The organism is Paroceanicella profunda (genome assembly GCF_005887635.2).
Classification (GTDB): Bacteria; Pseudomonadota; Alphaproteobacteria; order Rhodobacterales; family Rhodobacteraceae; genus Paroceanicella; species Paroceanicella profunda.
The window spans coordinates 682,012-702,229 of the sequence record NZ_CP040818.1 but is presented as its reverse complement, the minus strand read 5'-3'; the positions used below and the strand labels follow the sequence as shown (position 1 = coordinate 702,229).

The 20,218-nt window shown below is 72.0% G+C and carries 18 protein-coding genes and 1 pseudogene; 5 read left to right on the top strand and 14 right to left on the bottom strand.

Features of this window, described 5'->3' with window-relative positions; genetic code table 11:
- Positions 1-126: 126 nt before the first annotated feature.
- From FDP22_RS03135 to ureG, 5 genes and pseudogenes are all read left to right on the top strand, one after another.
- Positions 127-972 carry an urease accessory protein UreD gene (locus FDP22_RS03135; RefSeq protein ID WP_138577604.1) on the top strand — a complete coding sequence of 282 codons (846 nt, stop codon included), beginning with the start codon at positions 127-129 and terminating at the stop codon, positions 970-972.
- A 55-nt stretch (positions 973-1,027) separates the two neighbouring features.
- Positions 1,028-1,636: a glutathione S-transferase family protein gene (locus FDP22_RS03130; RefSeq protein ID WP_138577606.1), complete on the top strand. Its 609-nt coding sequence runs from the start codon at positions 1,028-1,030 to the stop codon at positions 1,634-1,636.
- Positions 1,637-1,667: 31 nt separating this feature from the next.
- Positions 1,668-2,225: pseudogene (locus tag FDP22_RS25245) on the top strand (urease accessory protein UreE); the annotation flags it as partial.
- Between the two features lie 190 nt (positions 2,226-2,415).
- Positions 2,416-3,114 carry an urease accessory protein UreF gene (locus tag FDP22_RS03120; RefSeq protein WP_138577610.1) on the top strand — a complete coding sequence of 233 codons (699 nt, stop codon included), beginning with the start codon at positions 2,416-2,418 and terminating at the stop codon, positions 3,112-3,114.
- Positions 3,115-3,256: 142 nt separating this feature from the next.
- Positions 3,257-3,889 carry an urease accessory protein UreG gene (gene ureG, locus FDP22_RS03115; RefSeq protein WP_138577612.1) on the top strand — a complete coding sequence of 211 codons (633 nt, stop codon included), beginning with the start codon at positions 3,257-3,259 and terminating at the stop codon, positions 3,887-3,889.
- A gap of 594 nt (positions 3,890-4,483) precedes the next feature.
- On the opposite strand, the gene argE is transcribed toward ureG, so the two are convergent.
- The 14 genes from argE to FDP22_RS03045 form a co-directional block, all read right to left on the bottom strand.
- On the bottom strand, positions 4,484-5,659 hold the full coding sequence (argE, locus tag FDP22_RS03110; RefSeq protein WP_138577614.1) for an acetylornithine deacetylase: 1,176 nt from the start codon (positions 5,657-5,659) through the stop codon (positions 4,484-4,486).
- Positions 5,660-5,864: 205 nt separating this feature from the next.
- Positions 5,865-7,940, bottom strand: coding sequence for an oxidoreductase (locus tag FDP22_RS03105; protein ID WP_138577616.1), 2,076 nt, complete (start codon positions 7,938-7,940; stop codon positions 5,865-5,867).
- On the bottom strand, positions 7,937-8,971 hold the full coding sequence (locus FDP22_RS03100) for a histone deacetylase family protein (protein ID WP_138577618.1): 1,035 nt from the start codon (positions 8,969-8,971) through the stop codon (positions 7,937-7,939). Before FDP22_RS03100 ends, FDP22_RS03105 begins: the two co-directional genes overlap by 4 nt.
- Positions 8,972-8,996: 25 nt before the next feature.
- Positions 8,997-9,923, bottom strand: coding sequence for a LysR family transcriptional regulator (locus FDP22_RS03095; RefSeq protein ID WP_138577620.1), 927 nt, complete (start codon positions 9,921-9,923; stop codon positions 8,997-8,999).
- A 66-nt stretch (positions 9,924-9,989) separates the two neighbouring features.
- Positions 9,990-10,664 (bottom strand): DUF1028 domain-containing protein, encoded by a 675-nt coding sequence (locus tag FDP22_RS03090; RefSeq protein ID WP_138577622.1) that lies wholly within the window; start codon positions 10,662-10,664, stop codon positions 9,990-9,992.
- A gap of 85 nt (positions 10,665-10,749) precedes the next feature.
- Positions 10,750-11,163, bottom strand: a complete 414-nt coding sequence (locus FDP22_RS03085; RefSeq protein WP_138577624.1) for a RidA family protein — start codon at positions 11,161-11,163, stop codon at positions 10,750-10,752.
- 20 nt (positions 11,164-11,183) lie between these two features.
- Positions 11,184-12,341, bottom strand: a complete 1,158-nt coding sequence (locus tag FDP22_RS24390; RefSeq protein WP_138577626.1) for a LysR substrate-binding domain-containing protein — start codon at positions 12,339-12,341, stop codon at positions 11,184-11,186.
- Positions 12,342-12,508: 167 nt separating this feature from the next.
- The gene (locus FDP22_RS03075; RefSeq protein ID WP_138577628.1) at positions 12,509-13,672 is read right to left on the bottom strand and encodes an aromatic ring-hydroxylating oxygenase subunit alpha; all 1,164 of its coding nucleotides are present in this window, start codon (positions 13,670-13,672) and stop codon (positions 12,509-12,511) included.
- Between the two features lie 5 nt (positions 13,673-13,677).
- Complete coding sequence (locus FDP22_RS03070) at positions 13,678-15,207, bottom strand: 4-hydroxyphenylacetate 3-hydroxylase family protein (protein ID WP_138577630.1); 1,530 nt, start codon at positions 15,205-15,207, stop codon at positions 13,678-13,680.
- Between the two features lie 194 nt (positions 15,208-15,401).
- Entirely contained in the window at positions 15,402-16,172 is a 771-nt protein-coding gene (locus tag FDP22_RS03065; protein ID WP_138577632.1) for a carbon-nitrogen hydrolase family protein, read from the bottom strand.
- Positions 16,173-16,284: 112 nt separating this feature from the next.
- Positions 16,285-17,328, bottom strand: coding sequence for an agmatinase (gene speB / locus FDP22_RS03060; RefSeq protein ID WP_138577634.1), 1,044 nt, complete (start codon positions 17,326-17,328; stop codon positions 16,285-16,287).
- A 201-nt stretch (positions 17,329-17,529) separates the two neighbouring features.
- Entirely contained in the window at positions 17,530-17,634 is a 105-nt protein-coding gene (locus tag FDP22_RS03055) for a DUF2474 family protein (RefSeq protein WP_138577636.1), read from the bottom strand.
- Positions 17,634-18,638 (bottom strand): cytochrome d ubiquinol oxidase subunit II, encoded by a 1,005-nt coding sequence (cydB, locus tag FDP22_RS03050; RefSeq protein WP_138577638.1) that lies wholly within the window; start codon positions 18,636-18,638, stop codon positions 17,634-17,636. Before cydB ends, FDP22_RS03055 begins: the two co-directional genes overlap by 1 nt.
- 12 nt (positions 18,639-18,650) lie before the next feature.
- A complete protein-coding gene (locus FDP22_RS03045) occupies positions 18,651-20,033 on the bottom strand; it encodes a cytochrome ubiquinol oxidase subunit I (RefSeq protein ID WP_138577640.1) in 1,383 nt (460 codons plus the stop codon).
- Positions 20,034-20,218: the final 185 nt, after the last annotated feature.

Below are 20,218 nucleotides of genomic sequence, written 5' to 3'. Positions count from 1 at the left end.
CTCCCGCGCCGGCCGCCGGGGCCGCTTTTCGCGCCCTGGCGGGACGCTCGGCCCCCGGGGCGGGTGTGGCGGGACGCCCGGCGCCCGGGGCGGGGTGGCCCGGGGCTGTGCCCTCCCGGTGCGGGCATGACCGTGGCGCTGCCCCCCTCCGGGCCCCTGCCCGCGCGCGCGACGCAGCCGCGCGCACAGGGCGAATCGCGAATCGCGGTGCGGCTCGGACCGGACGGCCGGACGCTCCTCTCGAAGCTCTACCAGCAGGGCTCGGCCAAGATCCTGCTCCCCACCGCGCGGGACCCGGCGCTGGAGGCGGTGCTGCTCAACACCTCCGGCGGCATCACCGGAGGGGACCGGATCTCCTGCGAGGGCCGCGCGGAGGCCGGTGCGCGGCTGGTGCTCACCACCCAGGCCGCCGAGCGGCTCTACAAGTCCTGGCCGGACGAGACGCCCGGGCGGCTCTCCACCCGGCTCAGCATCGGCCCCGGCGCGCGGATCGACTGGCTGCCGCAGGAGACCATCGCCTTCGACCGCTCCGCCCTGCACCGCAGCCTCGACGTGGAGATGGCGGCGGATGCCACCTTCCTCGCCCTGGAGCCGATCATCCTGGGGCGCACCGCGATGGGCGAGCGGGTGCACAGCATCCGCTTGCGCGATCATTGGCGGGTGCGCCGCGACGGTAGGTTGATCTATGCCGATGCGCTGCGGCTGGAGGGGCCGGCGCTGGAGGCGCTGGCCGGCCCCGCCACGCTGGGTGGCGGCTTCGCCTTCGCCAGCATGCTCTTCGTGGCCCCCGGCGCGGAGGACCTGCTCACGCCGCTGCGCGCGCGGCTGGAGGGGATCGGAGCCGCCAGCGCGCGCGACGGCTTCGTCTCCATGCGCCTCGTCGCGCCGGACGGTCTTGCGCTGCGCCGGTGCATCCTCGACACTCTGGGCCTGCTGCTCGGCCGGGCGCTGCCGCGCGTCTGGCACATGTGAGTGGCGGCACAGGCGGGGGTCTCCGACGTGAGGCCGGACGGCAGGGAGGCCGGTGATGCCACAGTACACGCTCTACGGTCACGGTCGCAGCCGGGCCATGCGCGTGGCCTGGATGCTCGAGGAGCTGGGCCAGGAGTTCGACTGGCGTCCGGTGCTGCCCCGGTCCGGGGAGATGCGCCGCATCAGCCCGCTGGGCAAGGTGCCGGTGCTGGTGGTCGACGGCACGCCGCTGCGCGATTCGGTTGCCATCGTGCAATACCTTGCCGACAGCCACGGCGCGCTGACCGCGCCGGCCGGCACGCTGGAGCGGGCCCGGCAGGACGCGCTCACCCAGTTCTGCGTGGACGAGATCGAGGGCGCGCTCTGGACGGCCGCGAAGAACAGCATCATCCACCCCGTCGGGCTGCGGGTGCCGGCGGTGAAGGCGGTCTGCCGGCACGAGTTCGCCGTCGCGCTGGACACGCTTGCCGGGCTGCTCGGCGCCGGGCCCTGGGCGATGGGGGAGCGGTTCTCGGTGCCGGACATTCTCTTCGGCCATTGCGCCGCATGGGCGAAGCTTGCAAAGTTCGAGCTGCCGGGCGGGCCGGTCGGGGCGTATTTCACCCGGTTGGCCGAACGTCCGGCGTGGGGGCGTGTCCTGTCCCGGCTCGCCGATGCGGCCTGAACGGGGCGCGCGCAATGGCCGGGAGAGCGGGATGAACGACTTTGGCACAGCACATGACGTGGCCCGGGCCGGCACGTGGCAGGCCGTGGCGGCCGATCACGTGGTGCTCGACTACGGCGACAGGCTGTTGCGGCGCCGCCGGCTGCTGACGGCCGGTGGCGGCTCCGTTCTGGTCGATCTCGCCGAGACCCTGTCGCTCGACGCGGGCGACGCCTTCCGCCTGGCGGATGGCCGGTTCATCGAGATCGTGCCAGCGGAGGAGGACCTGCTGGTCGTGCGCGCGCCGGACGGGGCACTGGCCCGGCTCGCCTGGCACATCGGCAACCGCCACACCCCTTGCGAGGTCGGTCCCGGCACGCTCCACATCCGCGCCGATCACGTGATGGAGGACATGCTCCGCCGCCTCGGCGCCACGCTGGAGCCGCTCCGCGCCCCGTTCACGCCCGAGGGCGGCGCCTACGGCACTGGCCGGGTGATGGGGCATGATCACGGCCATTCCCACGGGTCCGGAGCGGCGGAGCCCGCGCCCTCCCCGCACGGCGCACCCCCGTCCCACGCCCACGACGAGGCTCAGGCGCACGCCGCGGATGACCGCGCGCATCCGCAGGCCCACGCGCACGCCCACGCCGACCATGCCCACACCCATGGCGAGGCTCAGACCCACGCCCTGGATGGCCATGCGCATCCGCAGACCCACGCGCAGGCAGCGGGCGGCCACGCCCATGCACAGGGCGAAGCCCATGCGCAGGCCGCCGATGGCCGGCCCCGCGCGCGCCGCCATGACTGACCCGAAGATCGCGGCCGGGGCCCCGGGGGCGGCAGGCGGGGCGGAGGCGGCCCTGGTTCTCGCCACCTGGTTCTCGCCCTCCTATCCGGTCGGGGCCTACAGCTACTCGCACGGGCTGGAATGGGCGGTGGAGAGCGGGGCGGTCACCGGCAGGGCCACGGCCGAGACCTGGGTGCGCGGCTGCCTCGCGCAGGGCGCGGGCTGGACCGATGCCGTGCTGCTCGCCCGGGGCATGGACGCGGCGCAGGCGGGCGATGACGCCCCGTTCGACGGGCTGGCCGCGCTGGCCGAGGCGCTGGCCCCGGCGCGGGAACGGCATCTGGAGACCATGGCGCAGGGGGCGGCCTTCGCGCGGGTGACCGGCGCCGTCTGGCCCGAGGCGGGGAGTGCTCCGCTGGCCTATCCCCTGGCCGTGGCGCGCGCCGCCGCGGCGCGGGGCCTGCCGCCGCGCCTGGTGCTCGGGTTCTTCCTGCACGGCTTCGCGGCCAATCTGGTCTCCGCCGCCGTGCGCCTCGTGCCGCTGGGGCAGACCGATGGCCAGCGCATCCTGGCGGCACTGCTGCCGCTCTGCGAGGAGCTCGCGGAGCGGGCGCTGAGCGCGGGCGAGGAGGAGATCGGCGGCTGCACCCTGCTTGCCGACATCGCCGCGATGCGCCACGAAACCCAGTACAGCCGGCTGTTCCGCTCATGACCGGCGGGCCCGCCCCCCGGCGCGCCGCCGGCCGCCCCGCGCGTCCGGCCGCGCCTGCGGCCAGCGCCGAGCGGGGGCTCGATGCCCCCCGAGGCGCTGCGCCCCGTCCGGCTCCCGCGCTTCCATCCAGAACGAGGTTCCCATGACATCACCCCACGGTCCCCTGCGCGTCGGCATCGGCGGCCCCGTCGGCTCCGGCAAGACGGCGATGATGGACGCGCTGTGCAAGGCAATGCGCGACCGCTATTCCATCGCCGCGGTGACGAACGACATCTACACCCGCGAGGACGCCGAGTTCCTGATGCGCTCGCAGGCCCTGCCGCTGGAGCGCATCGCCGGGGTGGAGACCGGCGGCTGCCCGCACACCGCCATCCGCGAGGATGCCTCGATCAACCTCGCGGCCATCGAGGAACTGAAGGTGAAGTTCCCGGACCTCGACATGGTGCTGATCGAGAGCGGCGGCGACAACCTGTCGGCCACCTTCAGCCCCGAGCTGGCCGACATCACCATCTACGTGATCGACGTCTGCGCCGGCGACAAGATCCCTCGCAAGGGCGGCCCGGGCATCACCCGCTCCGACCTGCTGGTGATCAACAAGACCGACCTCGCCCCCTATGTCGGCGCCTCGCTGGAGGTGATGGACCGCGACGCGCGCAGGATGCGCGGCGAGCGCCCCTTCCTGATGTGCAACGTGCGTGACGGCAAGGGCGTGGCCGAGATCGTGCGCTTCATCGAGACCGCCGGCGGCCTCACCCCCGCCGCCGCCGAGGCCTGACGCGGGGCACGGCCCCGACCGGGAACCGGGCGGGCCGGCATCGCAGCGCCCGCCCCTCGGCGCGCGTGGCACGGGCGCCGGCCCGGGGGGGCTGCGAGGGGGCGGTTGTGCGATCCGGCTGTCCGGCCATGATCCGTGGCAGCCCGGACCGTCCGGGACCCACCTCGGACCGCCCTGTGGCATGAGGGCCGCCATGGCCGCGCCACCGGAGCGCACGCGACAGGGGCTGTAACCCGTCGATCGGATGTTCCGAACGCCAGGGTGAGCCGGGAGGAGGGACTCCGGCTCGAAGCCCTGACCGGGCTGGCAGATGCGGGCGTGCCCGGAGCGGGCCCGTTCGGAACGGGGCCGGCCCACTGCGCTGAACCCGGCCCGAGGGGCGGCAGGCGGGGCGCATCGAGCCTGCCGGGAGAAACGCGCGCCTTGCCGAGGGGGCCTTGCGGCCCCCGCAGCCCGGCGCGCGTCGCGCAGGCCCCGCAGGGGCCAGCGCCCCCGGCACGGGGAGGCTCCGCGCGGGGGGGCGGGGGCCTAGCGGTCAGCGCGGGGCATCACCGGCCCGGGGCCGGCCGGCTCGTGCGGCCCGGCGCCGCAACTTCAGGCGGAGAGGCGGGCGATCAGGCGGCGCATGAAGTCCGTGCCGGCTTCGAGCTGTTCGAGGGAGAGGAACTCGTCCGGCTTGTGGGCCTGGGCGATGTCGCCCGGTCCGATCACGCAGACGGAGAAGCCCTCGCGCTGGAAGTTGCTCGCCTCGGTGCCGTAGGAGACCGCGTGCTCGGCGTTGTCGCCCGTCAGCGCCCGGGCGAAGCTCTCCGCCGTGCCCTCCGGCTCCTTGCGGCAGCCCTCGTTGACCACACGCACCTGCACCTCGATCCAGGCATCGGGATGGATGGCCTGCATCTGGCGGGTGAGCTCGGCGCAATGGCTCTGGTAGCGCTGCAGCCAGTCCTGCGCGCTCTCCAGCGGCAGCACCCGGATGTCGGTGGAGAAGATGCAGTCCTTCGCGGTGATGTTTCCGGCCGTGCCGCCCTGGATGAGCCCGTTGTGCAGGGTGGTGTAGGGCGGGTCGAAATCGGCGCCGAGGCCGTCGGCGCCCAGCCGCTCGGCCTCCAGCCGGTTCGCCTCCATCTGCTCGGCGTGCCAGTTGATCAGCTTCGCGGCCCAGGTGATGGCCGAGACCCCCTCATGCACGCGGGAGGAATGCACCTCGTAGCCGTGGACATGGGTGGTGATCGCCACCCCGCCCTTGTGCTGGCTCACCACCTGCATCATCGTCGGCTCGCCGACCAGCACGCAGGCGGCGGGCGGCAGGGCGGCCTGCATCTCGGTGATCAGGAAGGGCACGCCCAGGTGGCCGACCTCCTCGTCATAGGAGAGCGCGAGCTGCACCGGCGTCTTCAGCCCGGCCTCCAGCATCTCCGGCACCAGGGCGAGCGCGATGGCCACGAAGCCCTTCATGTCGCAGGTGCCGCGACCGTAGAGCAGCCCGTCGCGCTCGGTCACCACCCAGGGGTCGGTAGACCAGTCCTGCCCGTCCACCGGCACCACGTCGGTATGGCCGGAGAGCACCACGCCGCCGGCCACGTCCGGGCCGATCTGGGTGTAGAGATTGGCCTTCTGCCCGTCCGGGCTGGGGACCAGCGTGGCCTCCACACCGTGGCCGGCGAGGTAGTCGCGCACCCAGTGGATGAGGTCGAGATTGCTGTCACGCGAGACGGTGGGGAAGGCGACGAGACGCTCCAGCATCTCACGGGGGGTCATGCGGTCTGCCATGGGCGGGTCCTTGTCGGTGTCGCGGGGCTCGGGGGTGGCCCCTTCACGGGTATCACAGGCGTGCCGGGGCCGGGAAGTCTGACGCTCGGGGCGCAGGGGGGGGGAATGCGGACGTCCCCGCGGCGTCCCGGGCGGGGGCGCCGGAGCATCGTGCCCGGGCGTGCACTCCGCGCCGGGTCCGGCCGGGCGGCTCCGGCCGGAGGGGTCAGGCGGGCGGGGCGAGGGCGGCGATTTCGCGGCGGAAGGGCGGGGCGTCGCCCGGGGCCTCCCCATCCAGGGCCCGGGCGTAGTTCTGCCCGGCCCAGGTCGCCCAGGCGATCGGGCCGGGGGCCTCGGCATCCGCGATGGCGCGCAGCGAGCGGATGCCGGCCGCCGCCCACTCCGCCTGCCGCGCCTTCAGCTCCGGCCAGAGCGTGCCGGCCGGGCTGCGCGAGCCGACCATCATCACCGCATCGGCCGGCAGCGCGGCCTCGGCACCGGTATAGGTGCAACTGGTCACCACATGGTCGGCGCGGATGCGCGCCACGCCGCGGTTGAGCACGATCTCCACCCCCAGCCCGGCAAGCCGGCGGTGGACGCCCGCCTGCTCCAGCGTGTTCCAGGTCCAGTCCGACACCCGGGCGGCCGGGGTGACCAGCGTGACCGTGCAGCCCGCCTGCACCAGCAGCTCGGCCATCACGCCGCCCATGTAGTAGTGGTCATCGTCATAGACCACCACCCGGCCGGAGGGCAGGCGCCCGGCCATCGCGTCATCCGGGGTGAAGACCGGCATCGCGGGGTCCACGGGCATCGGCACCACGTGCTGACGCGCCACGCCATCGGCCCGCCACACCGCGCCGGTGGCGATGCAGACATGCTCGAAGCCGAACTCCAGCACGTCATCGGCGGTGAGCGCGCTGTCGAAATAGACCGAGACGTTCGGCATCCGGCCGATGGCGGCGGCGCGGTAGTCGCGCACGCGCCCCCAGGCGGCGAGGCCGGGCAGGCGGCATTCGCGCGCCACCCGGCCGCCGAGCGCGGTGCCGGCCTCCGCCAGCGCCACCTCGTAGCCGCGCAGGCCCAGAACCCGGGCGGCCTCCAGCCCGGCCGGGCCCGCGCCCACCACCAGCACGTTTCGCGAGGCCCCGCGCGCCGGCGCGCGCTCCGGGTGCCAGCCGCGGCGCCATTCCTCCATGAAGGCGGGGTTTTGCGTGCAGCGCGACAGCGAGGCGGTCATGTCGCCCGTCACGCAGATGTTGCAGCCGATGCACTCGCGGATCTCGTCGGACCGGCCCTCCTCCACCTTCTTCGGCAGGAACGGGTCGGCGATGGAGGGGCGGGCGCAGCCGATGAAATCGAGGATGCCGGCGCGCACCTGCCGGGCCATTTCGTCCGGTGAGGTGAAGCGGCCCACGCCCACCACGGGCTTCGGGGTGAGGGCGCGGATGCCGGTCACCAGCCCCTCCTGCGCCGCCTCGCCCGTGAAGCGCGAGGGGCCTGAGCACTCCTCCCAGGAGCCGTGCGCGAGGTCCCAGAGGTCCGGCAGCTCGGCGTGCATCTCGATGAGGTCGCGCAGCTCGGCGTTGGAGAAGCCCAGATCCCCCACCACCTCGTCCAGCGACAGGCGCAGGGAGATGCCGCAGGTGTCGCCGATCTCCTCCCGGGCGTCCTCCACCAGCTCGCGCAGCAGGCGGGAGCGGTTCTCCAGGCTGCCGCCGTACGCGTCGCCGCGCTGGTTGGTGGCGCGGGAGAGGAAGTGCTGGATGATGCCGAACCCGTGCGCGCCGTAGAGGCAGACGAGGTCGAAGCCGCAGGCCTTCGCGCGGCGGACGGCGGTACGGTGCCAGCGGCGCAGGTCGCGGATGTCCTCGCGGTCCATGGCGCGGGCCTGCACGGGGTCGTTGGTGAAGGTGCGGATCGGCAGGGCGGTGGGGGCGAGCGGCACGGCGCGGGAGTAGAGGTTGGGCGCGTTCACCCCCGGGTGCACCAGCTCGATACCGGCCAGCGCACCGTGGGATTTCATCGCCTCGGCCATGCGGGCGAGGGCGGGCATGTCGCCCTCCTCCCACAGGCGCAGCTCGATCCAGGGGGTGATCTCGGCGCTGTGGTGGATCTCGACCTGCTCGGTGAAGATCACGCCCCAGCCGCCTTCGGCCTTCACCCGGCGCATCTCGGCCACGGCCGAGGGGTCGCGGTAGCCGCCACCGTTGCAATGCGGCACCTGGAAGAAGCGGTTCTTCGCCGTCACCGGGCCGATCTGCACCGGCTCGAACAGGATGTCGTGGGCGGCGGGCCGGCTCATGCCTCCTCCTCGAAGCCGGTGAGCACGTTCACGGTGTTGATGCCCACCTCGGCCACGGCATAGCCGCCCTCCAGCACGAAGAGCGTGGGCAGGCCGAGCCGCGCGATGCGGCGGCCGTAATCGGTGAAATCGGCGCTCTCGAGTTTGAAGAAGCTGATCGGGTCCTCCTTGAACGTGTCGAGGCCGAGCGAGACCACCACCGCCTCCGCCCCATAGGCGCGGATGCGGGCGAGCGCGTTCTCCAGCGCCTCGGCCCAGGCGGGGTAGGCGGTGCCGGGGGCGAGCGGGTAGTTCACGTTGAAGCCCTCGCCCGCGCCGGTGCCGGTTTCGTCGGCGGCACCGAGGAAATAGGGGAAGGCCTCGTCCGGGTCGCCGTGGAGCGAGAGGAACAGCACGTCCGGGCGGTCATAGAAGATCGCCTGGGTGCCGTTGCCGTGGTGGAAGTCCACGTCGAGCACCGCCACGCGCGCCGCGCCCTGGTCGCGGAAGGCCTGGGCGGCGATGGCGGCGTTGTTGAGGAAGCAGTAGCCGCCGAACATGTCCTGCGCCGCGTGGTGGCCGGGCGGGCGGCACAGGGCGAAGGCGGCGCGTGCGCCGCCCGCCACCAGCGCCTGGCCGGTGAGCGCCACGTCGGCCGCGGCCTGTGCCGCCTCCCAGGTGCCGCCGGAGATCGAGGTTTCCGCCGCGAGGCAGTAGTAGCCGATGCGCCCGTCGATCTCGCGCGGCGGGCGCGACAGCGGCATGCGGCGCGAGGGCCAGGTGGTGGCGATCGCCTCGCCGGCATAGCCCGCGGCCTGCCACTCCTCCCAGCAGGTGGAGAGGAAGTCGAGATAGGCGCCGTCATGGATGCGGCGCACGGGGGCGAGGCCGAAGGCATCGGGCGCGACGATCTCGCCGTGGCGGCGCGCGGCGAGTTCGGCCAGGATGTGCTCCACCCGCTCGGGGCATTCGAAGGGCGGCACGAGCTGGCCGCCGTTGAGCTCGGTCTTCGAGGCGCGCAGGCGGTGCTTTTCGGTATGAACGGTCTTCATCAGGCTCCCCGATGGATGGGTGGCGTCAGGTGAGCGCCGCGCCGGACAGGCTGTGCGGCAGGGTGGCGTGGCAATGGGCGGCGAAGGCGGCGAGGGCGCGGCTCTGCCGGCCGCTCACCGGGCGGGCGAGGCCGAGGGCCAGCGGCCGGTGCCGGCCCTCCAGCGCCACATGCGCGAGCGGCTTTCCGTCGGGCGAGAGGGCGGAGCGCGGCGGCACGTTGGCCAGCGAATAGCCGAAGCCGTTGGCCACCATGGCGCGCATCATCGCCATATCGCCGGCCCGCTCGGCGATGCGCGGCGCCAGCCCGCAGGCGGAGAACAGGCCGAGGAAATAGTCCCGGCTGAAGGGCAGGTCGAGCAGCACCAGCTTCGCGGTGGCAAGGTCCTCCAGACGGACGGTCCTGCGCTCCGCCAGCCGGTGCCCGGCCGGCAGCACCGCGTAGGGCGCCAGGGTCGCGACCGGGTCGAAGCCGATCTCCGGCGGGATGTCCATGTCGTAGGTGAGCGCGGCGTCGATCTCGCCACACAGCATGAGGTCGATCAGCCGCTGCTGGTTGTCGATGTGCTGGGAGATGCGCACCCCGGGCCAGGCGGCCTCGAAGCCGCGGCGCAGGTCGGGCAGCACGGTCTCGGCCACGGTGAGCAGGCAGCCCAGGCCCAGGGGCCCGCGCACCTGCTCGGAGATGTCGCCGGCCAGGGCGTGCAGCCCCTCCGCCTCCGCCAGAAGCTGGCGCGCGGCGAGGAAGAAGCGCCGCCCCCCGGGCGTGAGCGCCAGCCCGTGGCTGTGCCGGCGGATGAAGAGCTGCAGGCCGAACTCCGCTTCCAGCTGCGCGATGGCGGTGGAGATGGAGGGCGGCGAGACATGGATGCGCGCCGAGGCGCGCGCGATGCTCCCCGCCTCGCCGACGGCCACCAGATATTCGAGTTGCCGCAGGGTGAATCGCGTTGCCATCGGCGGATGTTCGCACCGGGCCGGCGCCGGTGCAATCATGCTCTGCCCGGCGGCGCAGGACGTCTGTCATTCGTCGCCGGGCACGCCGTAGCTCGGCGCGGCCCGGGGGTCCAGCGCGCGGGTGACATAGGCGTCGAGCTGCGGGCGGTAGATCTCCCAGAGCCGTTCCAGCCCGGTGACGGGGCACGCCTCGCTCCAGTCCACGCGCAGGTCCGCCACGGGCCAGGGCACGTCGCGCACCAGGAGGAGCCCGGCGGAATGCACCGGACCTGCCTCGCCTCCCGCGGTCAGGGCGGCGCGCATGGCGGTGAGCAGGCGGTCGCCCAGCGGCCCGGAGGAGGCGGTGAAGGCCGCGACCATCGCCGCGGGCACGCCCGGGTCGGCGAGCAGGTTGCCGCCGCAGGCCACGTTGTCGCCCCGCGCCTCGGCCCAGGTGCCGAGCGCCTGCGGGCCGGAGTGGATGGCCGAACCGCCGGCCGCGTCCACCACCAGAAGCTGGCGATACTCCGGGAAGGCGGCGCTGCGCGCGAGGATGGCGACCGTCTCCGCCGCCGTGGCGCCGGCGGCCAGCAGGTCCAGCGCGCGGGGGCCCAGGGTGGGGTCCGTCACGTTCTGGCTCGCCACCGCGCCCACCCCGGCCCGGGCATAGGCGCAGCGCGCCGCCACGGCGGGGGAGGAGGAGCTGACGGCGGTGCCGAACATGCCGGTTTCGGCGCAACGGGCGGTGATGGAGAAGGTCATGTCGGCGCTCCGTGGGAAGATGGCGGGGGCAGGCGGGCCGGTGTCCCGGCCCGGGTCCGGTCCGGGAGGGGGCGGGCGGGGCGCCTCAGTCGGGAATGACGGCGGTCGCGTCGATCTCCACCAGCCATTCGGGCCGGGCGAGGGCGACGACCACGAGCCCGGTGCACACCGGGTGCACGCCGCGGATGTAATCCCCCATCGTGCGGTAGACGGCCTCGCGGTGGCGCACGTCGGTGAGGTAGACCACCAGCTTGGTCACATGGCCCCAGTCCGCGCCGCACTCGCCCAGCAGCTGGCCGATGTTCTGCATCACCTTGTGGGCCTGCTCGCCCGGGTCCATCGAGGCGATGTTCTCGCCGGTGTCGAGGTCCTGCGGGCACTGGCCGCGCAGGAACACCGTGGTGCCGCGGGCGATGACCGCGTGGCTGAGGTCGTTGTCGAGGCGCTGCTCGGGGTAGGTGTCCTTCGTGTTGAAGGGGCGGATGCGGGTATGGGCCAAGATCGGGGGTCCTTCGGGGTTCAGACGTCGAGGGTGAAGGCGTCGCGCGCCATCCAGGCGAATTCCTCCGCGGCCGGAGAGAGGCGGGCGCCGCGGCGGGTGGCGAAGACGATGCGCGAGGGCGGGGCGTCGCAGGCCAGCGGCCGGATCGCCAGCCGGCTGCCGTCATAGGAGACCGGCGCCGCCGGCCTGGTGGCGAGCAAGGCATAGCCCAGCCCCTGGCCGACCAGCCCGCGCACCGTCTCGAAACTGGCGGATCGCCAGCCGATGCGCGGCTCCACGCCGGCGGCGCGCAGGATGTCGGGGAAGTAGTCCCGGCTCGGGGTGCCGTCGAGCAGCACCATCGGCTCGGAGGCGAGGTCCTGCGGGGTGATCTCGCGCTTCTCGGTGAGCAGGTGGCCCTCGGGCAGCAGCACGTAGGGGGCAAGCTCGGTGAGCGGCTCCCAGGCAAGATCCTCGGCGATGTCATCGGCATAGGTGAGGCCGATCTCCGCTTCCCCGGAGATCAGCGCCTCGCGGATGCGGCGCTGGTCGCCCTCGATGATGTTCACATGCACCGGCTCCGGCGCGCGGGTGAGCTTCGCGATGAGCTGCGGCAGCACATGCGGGCCGAAGGAGTGGAAACAGGCGACGGAGAGCTGCGTCTTCGCCTCCAGCCCGGCGCGCTCGATGCTGTCGATGCGCGAGGCCGCGCCGTAGGACCGGCCGGCATAGAGCAGCGGCGAGCCGCTCTCGGCCACGAAAAGGTCTCCCACCTCGCCGAACAGCACGTGGTGGGTGCCCACCAGCTCCGACGAGATCACCTTGCAGTCGAAAGCCACCAGCGGGTCGCGCACCCGCGGCGCGCCGGAGGCCATCGTCACCCATTCGGCGCAGGAGAACTTGTCCGGGTGCCGGTCGCGGAAGCGGCCCGCGAACGTGTCGGAGATGTAGGACTGGTCGTCGCGCAGCACGTTCACGCAGAACACGCCGTTCTCCAGGATGGCGGCGGCGGCCGAGGCGGTGCGGTTCACGCACACCAGCAGCGTGGGCCGGGGCGTGTCGGCGGAGACCGAGGACATGGCCGAGACGGTGACGCCGCCGCGCCCCGCCGGCCCGTCCGTGGTCACCACGTTCACGGTGCAGGCGGCGCGGCTCATGCCGTTGATGAACTGTTCGCGGAGGGCTGCTGCTGTCATGGTCTTACCTGCATGGGGCTCGGGCCGGGCCGGCGGGAGGCGGAGCGCGGTCCGGATCGGACGGAAACGGGGGCGTCGGGGTGCCCCCTCGGGGCCGGCACACCATGTCCGCCGGCCGGGGGCGGCGCAACCCCCGCGGATGGCCGGTTGCCGCGCGCGCCCCGCCCTCAGCCCCGCGCCGGCCCGGGCGCGAGCCGGGCGGCGAGGAACTGCGCGAAATCGTAGAGCGGCCGCTCGAGCCGGCTCAGGTGCCCGGCCTTCGCCAGCGGCGCGTTCAGCCCGCGGAACACCCGCTCGGTGCAGCCCCGGTCCTCCCTGTTCACCTCGGTGAGCAGGGCGTGGAGCTTCGCGAAACTCTCCCTGGCCTCCGGCGCGCCGACGAATTCGGGCGCCAGTCCGCCGCCGAAGGTGATGTCCACCTGGCCCGTGCCGTGCGGCAGCAGCGAGAGATACCAGAAATACCCCGGCGTGGCGGTGATCAGCAGCGAGGGGTAGACCGCCACGATCGCCGTGCGCCCGCGCCACTCCCCGGTGAGGCGGGTGTTGTCGGGATGGGCGTTGCCCAGCACGAAGGAGGGGTCCTTGGTGAGGTAGTGGAGGTTGAAGGCCTCCTCGTCCTCGGTGAAGAAATGCCCGTCGATCTCCGTCACGCCGCCGATGGTGCCGGCGTGGCAGGCCGGCAGGTGGTAGCTCTCCATGAAGTTCTCGCACAGCACCTTCCAGTTGGTGTCCCAGCGGTGGGTCTCGTGGAAGAGCTCGGTGTAATCCGCAAGGCCGAAGGGCGCGATCATCGGCTCCAGCCGGGCGAGGCGCTCGGCCACCGGCGGGGCATCGGGGTTCAGCGTCACCATGATCCAGCCCTGCCAGACTTCGGCGCGCAGCTGCGGCAGGCGCTGATCACGGCAGAAGTCCAGGTTGTCGGACATGATGGGCGCGCCGCGCAGGCTGCCGTCGAGGTTGTAGGTCCAGGCATGGTAGGGGCAGACGATGGAGCGGGTGTTGCCCGCCCCCTCCAGCAGCACCGACATGCGGTGCAGGCAGACGTTGGACAGCGCGCGGATGGCGCCCTCGCCGTCACGCAGCACGATCACCGGCTGGCCGGCTATCTCGGCGGTGAGGTAATCCCCGGGGCGCGCCAGCTGCCCGGCGCGGCCGACACAGATCCAGTCCTGCGCGAAGATCCCGCGCTGTTCCGCTGCGTGGAACGCGGGGGAGGTGTAGACCGCGGGCGGCATGGAGCGCGCGCGCTCGAAGGGCAGGGCGGCGACGGCGCGCAGCCCCTCGAACGGGTCGTCGGACGCAGGCGCGGGGGCGGGCAGGTCGAGGCCCATCGTGCTCACTCCGCCGCCCGGCGGGCCGCGTCATCCGCGTCGCGGCCGGAGAAATACTGGCGCACCGCGCTGTCGGCCGGGGTGCCGGCAGCGCCGCCGTTCACCCGGTCGGAGAGGCCGGCGCTCTCCTTCACGAAGGCGAGCGGCCCGTCCCAGTCGAAATTGCGGTAGACGGCGGCGAGGTGGTTGAACGGCGGCGACTGGGCGAAGAGCTGGAAGGTGAGCCGGTGGCCCGCGTAATCCGAGTTCAGCAGGTCGCGCGCGAAGGCCAGCAGCCGGCGCCGGTCATCGGCCACCCAGGTGTCGTTGATCGAGTAGTATTTCTCCAGGAAGGCTTTCGTCTCCGGGTGCTCGAAGGTGGCGGCGTTGGGCGTGACGCAGATCTGCCCGCCGCAGAGCTCGCGCGCGATGTGCATCATCTGGTGGAGCTGCGAGCAGGCCAGGTAGCGCCCGGTGTAGAGCAGCGACTGGTTGGGCATCAGCAGCCCGGAGGGCGAAGGTTCGGCCAGGGTGATGGCGGCGGTGAGGTGCGCGTTGATCATCTCGCGGTAGCAGGCCAGCTCGGCGAGCTTCTCCTGCACCGCCTGCTGCTTGTCGAGCCCGGTCTGGCGGGCGTTGAACAGGGCCGCGCCGATCATCATGTCCGCCACCTTGAGGTTGCGCTGCACGAAGGCGAAGGCCGAGTAGCGGTGCAGCGTGGCGCGGATGAAGGTGGCGGCCTTCGTGTGCCGGTAGAAGAGCACGTTCTCCCACGGGATCAGCACGTTGTCGAAGATCACCAGCGTGTCGACCTCGTCGAACCGCGTGGCGAGCGGGTAATCCGCCGGGGCCTTTCCGGCAAAGCCCGAGCGGCAGATGAACTTCAGCCCCGGCGAATTCAGGTCGCAGATGAAGCCCACGGCATAGTCCGACAGCGCGGCATTGCCCCAGTTGGCGATGGTGGGCTTGGTGAAGGCCTGGTTCGCGTAGGCGGCGGCGGTCTCGTATTTCGCGCCGCGCACCACGATGCCCGCATCGGTCTCCTTCACCACGTGCAGGAGCATGTCGGGGTCCTGGTCCTGCGGGGCCTTGGAGCGGTCGCCCTTCGGGTCCGTGTTCGCGGAGACGTGGAACGGGTCCTCGCGCAGCACCTTGTGGATATGCGTCTCGATGTTGCGGGCGAAGGCGGGGTCGATCTCGGCCAGCACGTCCTGCCCGTCGTAGAGCGACCACATCTCGCCCACGGTCTCGTCGCCCACGCGGGTGACGACGCCGGAGACTTCGTTCAGCACCGTGTCGGTGGCGCGGCGCTTGTCCCACCAGTCCTGCTGGGTGCGGGGCAGCTTGTTGCCCACGGCGTTGCGCTCGCCGTTCTCCTCGCAGGTCATCACGTCGCGGAAGGCGGCCTCGTGCTGCATGTCGTAGATGCGGGCGCGGATGTCCACGATGGGCCGGAACGAGGGGTGGGCGGTGACGTCGGAGACCTTCTCGCCGTCGATGTAGATGTCGCGGGTGCCGCGGATCGAGTCGCGGTATTCGGCGCCGGTGCGGATCATGGCGGGTCCCCTCTGGGCTGGCTGTCAGGCTGTGCTGACCCCGATCCTGCGCCGCGTCCGGGCTTCGGTAAAGCAGATGTTTCCGTCGATTGGCTTAGGCTCTGGCTAAGCCATGGGCGCTGACTTTCCCCGGGCCCCGTTCCGGGGCCTGCCGGCCGGTGGCCCGGCGCAGGGCGGGAGCAGCGGAGCGCCGGTCAGCGGGTGTCGCGCAGGTAGGTGTTCTCGGCGCGCGAGGCGGCATAGGCCGCGGGTTCGATCTCGGCGGAGAGGCTGGCCGGGCGGGAGCCGGCACGGGCGAGAATGCCGCCATCCGGCGCCGCGACGCAGGACAGGCCGGGATAGTGGAAGTCCCCCTCCGCGCCGGCATGGTCGGCATAGGCCACGAAGACCTGGTTCTCGAAGGCGCGCACCGGGATCATCTGGCGGGCGACGAAATGGCAGCCCGGCAGGTCCGGCAGGGCGGTGGGCACGCAGATCAGCTCCGCCCCCGCCAGGGCCAGCCGGCGGGTGTTCTCCGGGAACTCAACATCGTAGCAGATCAGCAGGCCGAGGGTGATGCCGGCGTGCTTGACCAGGCAGGTCGCGGGCTCGCCGGCGGTGAAGACCGCGCGCTCGTAATCCCCGTAGACATGCGACTTGCGGTAGACGGAAGGCGCATCCGCCCCGTTGGTGAAGACGGCGGAATTGTAGACCCGCTCTCCCGCGCGCTCCGGAAAGCCGGCGATCAGGGCCACGCCGGTTTCCGCCGCGATGCGCGCCAGCGCGGCCACCGTGGGGCCGTCTGCCGGTTCGGCGAGGCGGGAGAGCGCCTCGATGCCGGCGCCGTAGCCGGTGGTCACCAGCTCGGGGAGCAGGAGCAGCTCCGCCCCGCCCCGCGCAGCGGCCTTCGCCGCGCGGGAGATCAGGCCGAGGTTCGCGGAGACGTTGCCGGTGTCCGGCAGGGTCTGGCGGAGGGACAGTCGCATCGCGGGTCTCCGTCTGGGAGGCCGGGAGCCGGGCCCCGGCCGGGGGAGGGGGCAGGTGCCGCCGCGGGCCGGGGTGCGGCCCGGTGAGGGGCGCGCGCCCGGGGCGGGCGGATCAGGGCTTCAGTGCCGGGCTGAAGGCCATCAGGCTGAGGATCTCGAACAGCACCTGCGCGCCGGCATGCGCGGTGTTGGTGGTGGCATCGTATTGCGGGGCCACCTCCACCACGTCACCGCCGACGATGTTGATGCCCTTCAGGCCGCGGATCAGCTCCAGCACCTCGCGGGTGGTGAGGCCGCCCACCTCCGGCGTGCCGGTGCCCGGGGCGAAGGAGGGGTCCAGGCTGTCGATGTCGAAGGAGACATAGGTGGGGCCGTCGCCGACGATCTCCCGCGCCCGCGCGATGATGGCGGGAAGGCCGAGGCCGGTCACCTCCTCGGCGTGGATCACGGTCATGCCGGTGTCGTAGGAGAACTCCCACAGGTATTCGGAGGAGCCGCGGATGCCGATCTGGATGGTCCGCGTCGGGTCCAGCGCGCCGTCGAGCACCGCGTTGCGGAACGGGCCGCCGTGGTGGAACTTGGTGCCGTCGAAGGGGCCCGAGGTGTCGCAATGCGCGTCGATGTGGATGAGGCCCACGGGCGCCGTCGCGCCCACCGCCTTCAGGATCGGGCCGGAGATGGAATGGTCGCCGCCCACGCTGAGCGGCAGGGTGCCGTTGGCCACGAGGGTGGCGATGTGCGCCTCGATGTCCTGATGGCTTTCCTCGAGCTGGTAGCGCGAGCGGAAGCGGATGTCGCCGGTGTCCGCGACGCGCAGTTCCTGCACCGGTGCGACGTCCAGCACGTGGTTGTAGGGCCCGATGCGCTCCAGCCCGCGCAGGGCGCGGGGGCCGAAGCGCGCGCCGTTGCGGTTCGTGATGCCGAGGTCCATCGGCACGCCGACAAGGGCCACCTGCAGCGCCTCGTATCCTTCCGCGCCGGGAGCGAGGGCGGGGGCGTCGAGCAGGGTGGGGATGCCGGACCACGGCGTGGTCCGCGTGCCGCCGGAGAAGATCTTCTCCGCCACGCGGGCGAAGCGGGGGTCATGCATCGCGCCGACCTCCGCCTGTTCATATTTCGCACGGATGGCGGCGAGTTTGTCGGCGTCCCAGGTCATGGTTCTCTCGGGGTCAGGGCAGGGAGGGTGGGCGGCTCGGGCGCCAGTCAACCCCACGCGGGAGGGAAGTGCAAGCACTCCCCCGTGCACTCTTCCGCGCATTCCGCCGGGCGCGCGCGCGGGGCAGGCCCCCCGGGGCGCCGCGGCCCGGGCAGGCCGGGTCCGGCGGCCCGGTTTCACGGGCCCGGGGCAGGGCGCCGCTCAGAACAGGACGGCCCGGATGGCGAGGCCGATGACGCCCAGTGTCAGCACGCCCCCGGCCCAGAGGCCGAGGAACCACAGGCTCTTGCGCAGACAGGGGCTCATCAGTGGTAACCCTCGCCCTCGCGGACCTTCCCGCGGAACACCCAGTAGGCATAGGCGGTGTAGGCCAGGATGATCGGGATCAGCACCACGGACCCGACCAGCAGGAAGCTCAGGCTCGCGTCCGGCGCGGCGGCGTCGGCGATGGTGAGCGAGGGCGGCACCATCCAGGGATAGAAGCTCACCCCGATGCCCACGAAGCACAGCACGAAGATGGCCAGCGCCGAGAGGAAGGGCCGCCGGTCATGCCCCGCCTTCAGCCCGGTGAACAGGTTCCAGGCGCAGAGCGCCACCAGCAGCGGCACCAGGATGGAGAATGCCGCGGTGGGCATGGCGAACCAGCGGTGCAGGTACACCTCGTGCTGGAACGGGGTCCAGAGGCTCACCGCGCCGATCAGCACCAGGGTGCCCACCCCGGTGAGCCAGGCGAAGCCCCGCGCGCGGTCATGCACCTCGCCCTCGGTCTTCATCACCAGCCATGTGGCGCCCAGCAGGGCATAGCCCACCAGCAGCGCGAGGCCGGTGAGGATGGAGAAGGGCGTCAGCCAGTCCCACCAGCCGCCGGCATAGGCGCGGTTCTCGATGTGGATGCCCTGCACCAGCGCGCCCAGGGCCACGCCCTGCGCGAAGGTGGCGATCATCGAGCCGCCGGCGAAGGCCCAGTCCCACAGGAACTTGCCGCGCTTCGTGCGCCAGCGGAACTCGAAGGCCACGCCGCGGAAGATCAGCCCCAGCAGCATGGCGATGATCGGCGCATAGAGCGCCGGCATTATCGTGGCATAGGCCAGCGGGAAGACGGCGAACAGCCCGCCGCCGCCCAGCACCAGCCAGGTCTCGTTGCCGTCCCACACGGGGGCGACGGTGTTCATCATGAGGTCGCGTTGCCGCTCGCCCTTCACGAAGGGAAACAGGATGCCGACCCCGAGGTCGAACCCGTCAAGGATGACATAGGCCAGCACCGCGAAGGCGATGAGCCCGGCCCAGATGAAGGAAAGTTCCAGGAACATGTCGGTCTCTCCTCAACCTGCGTTTTCGACGGGTTCACGGCTTGCGGTGCGCGTGGGACCGATGTCCTCCACGTCCAGCCCGTGGTCCGGCGATTTCGCGAACAGCCGGAACATGTAGAACACGCCGGTTCCGAACACCGAGAAATACACCACGATGAAGGCGATGAGCGAGGTGGCCACGGCCGGCGCCTCCAGCGGGGAATGGCTTTCGGCGGTGCGCAGGAGCCCGTAGACGGTGAAGGGCTGGCGGCCCACCTCGGTGGTCACCCAGCCGGCGATCACCGCGACGAAGCCCGCCGGGCCCATGAGCGTGGCGGCCCGGTGCAGCAGCGGCATGTGATAGAGCCGTCCGCGCCAGCGCGCGAAGGCCGACCACAGCGCGAGGCCCAGCATGCAGAACCCCAGCGCCACCATGATGCGGAAGCTCCAGAAGATGATCGCCGCCGGCGGGCGGTCCTCCTTGGGGAAGTCCTTCAGGCCCCGGATCTCGCCGGTCCAGCTGTGGGTGAGGATGAGCGAGCCCAGGTGCGGGATCTCCACCGCGTAGCGGGTCACCTCCGCCTCGTCGTCCGGGATGCCGAAGAGCAGCAGCGGCACGGGGCCGTCATTCTCGAAATGGCCCTCCATGGCGGCCACCTTGGCGGGCTGGTGCTCCAGCGTGTTCAGGCCGTGCTGGTCTCCGGCGAGGATCTGCAGCGGCGCGGTCACCAGCAGCATCCACATCGCCATGGAGAACATGGTGCGCGCGCCCTCGTCCATGTGGTTGCGCACCAGGTGCCAGCCGCCCACGGCGCCCACCACCAGCGCGGTGGTGAGATAGGCCGCCAGCACCATGTGCACCAGGCGGTAGGGGAAGGAGGGGTTGAACACCACGGCGAACCAGTCGAGCGGGATGAACTGTCCCTGCTCGTTCACGCCATAGCCCTGCGGGGTCTGCATCCAGCTGTTCACCGAGAGGATCCAGAAGGCGGAGAACAGCGTGCCCACGGCCACCATGGCGGTGGCGAACATGTGCAGCCGCGCGCCCACGCGCTGGCGCCCGAACAGCATCACGCCGAGGAAACCGGCCTCCAGGAAGAAGGCCGAGAGCACCTCGTAGCCCATCAGCGGCCCGATCACCGGCCCGGCCTTGTCGGAGAACACCGACCAGTTGGTGCCGAACTGGTAGGACATCACGATGCCCGAGACCACGCCCATGCCGAAGCCCACGGCGAAGATGGTCTTCCAGTAGTCGAACAGCCGCTGGTAGACGGCCTGCCCGGTCCACAGCGCCATGCCCTGCAGCACGGCGAGATAGCTCGCGAGCCCGATGGAGAAGGCGGGAAAGATGATGTGGAAGGATACGGTAAAGGCGAACTGCGCCCTGGCGAGATCGATGGCGTCAAGCCCGAACATGGTGACCTCCTTGGTTGGCCGGGAGTCTATCGGGTCTTGCCGCCAAAGCAATATTGCACATATAGCTTTCCGGTGCACCCTTTGCCGCGCCTTGATTTGTCGCAGATACACGGTGTCGCAGCCTGACGGTTAACGGCTGGTTGAGGTCGTGAAGCCAGGCCGATCGGGCCGGCGTCCGGCGGCGG

Excerpts from the sequence above, each read along its gene's own strand:
- FDP22_RS03075 (WP_138577628.1), bottom strand. The coding sequence starts at position 13,672 with ATGGGCCTCGACCTGCCCGCCCCCGCGCCTGCGTCCGACGACCCGTTC.
- FDP22_RS03100 (WP_138577618.1), bottom strand. The coding sequence starts at position 8,971 with ATGAAGACCGTTCATACCGAAAAGCACCGCCTGCGCGCCTCGAAGACC.
- FDP22_RS03055 (WP_138577636.1), bottom strand. The coding sequence starts at position 17,634 with ATGAGCCCCTGTCTGCGCAAGAGCCTGTGGTTCCTCGGCCTCTGGGCC.
- FDP22_RS03135 (WP_138577604.1), top strand. The coding sequence starts at position 127 with ATGACCGTGGCGCTGCCCCCCTCCGGGCCCCTGCCCGCGCGCGCGACG.
- speB (WP_138577634.1), bottom strand. The coding sequence starts at position 17,328 with ATGACCTGGGACGCCGACAAACTCGCCGCCATCCGTGCGAAATATGAA.
- argE (WP_138577614.1), bottom strand. The coding sequence starts at position 5,659 with ATGGCAGACCGCATGACCCCCCGTGAGATGCTGGAGCGTCTCGTCGCC.
- FDP22_RS03120 (WP_138577610.1), top strand. The coding sequence starts at position 2,416 with ATGACTGACCCGAAGATCGCGGCCGGGGCCCCGGGGGCGGCAGGCGGG.
- FDP22_RS03130 (WP_138577606.1), top strand. The coding sequence starts at position 1,028 with ATGCCACAGTACACGCTCTACGGTCACGGTCGCAGCCGGGCCATGCGC.
- FDP22_RS03105 (WP_138577616.1), bottom strand. The coding sequence starts at position 7,940 with ATGAGCCGGCCCGCCGCCCACGACATCCTGTTCGAGCCGGTGCAGATC.
- FDP22_RS03045 (WP_138577640.1), bottom strand. The coding sequence starts at position 20,033 with ATGTTCGGGCTTGACGCCATCGATCTCGCCAGGGCGCAGTTCGCCTTT.
- FDP22_RS03065 (WP_138577632.1), bottom strand. The coding sequence starts at position 16,172 with ATGCGACTGTCCCTCCGCCAGACCCTGCCGGACACCGGCAACGTCTCC.
- FDP22_RS03095 (WP_138577620.1), bottom strand. The coding sequence starts at position 9,923 with ATGGCAACGCGATTCACCCTGCGGCAACTCGAATATCTGGTGGCCGTC.
- FDP22_RS24390 (WP_138577626.1), bottom strand. The coding sequence starts at position 12,341 with ATGACAGCAGCAGCCCTCCGCGAACAGTTCATCAACGGCATGAGCCGC.
- ureG (WP_138577612.1), top strand. The coding sequence starts at position 3,257 with ATGACATCACCCCACGGTCCCCTGCGCGTCGGCATCGGCGGCCCCGTC.
- cydB (WP_138577638.1), bottom strand. The coding sequence starts at position 18,638 with ATGTTCCTGGAACTTTCCTTCATCTGGGCCGGGCTCATCGCCTTCGCG.
- FDP22_RS03090 (WP_138577622.1), bottom strand. The coding sequence starts at position 10,664 with ATGACCTTCTCCATCACCGCCCGTTGCGCCGAAACCGGCATGTTCGGC.
- FDP22_RS03070 (WP_138577630.1), bottom strand. The coding sequence starts at position 15,207 with ATGATCCGCACCGGCGCCGAATACCGCGACTCGATCCGCGGCACCCGC.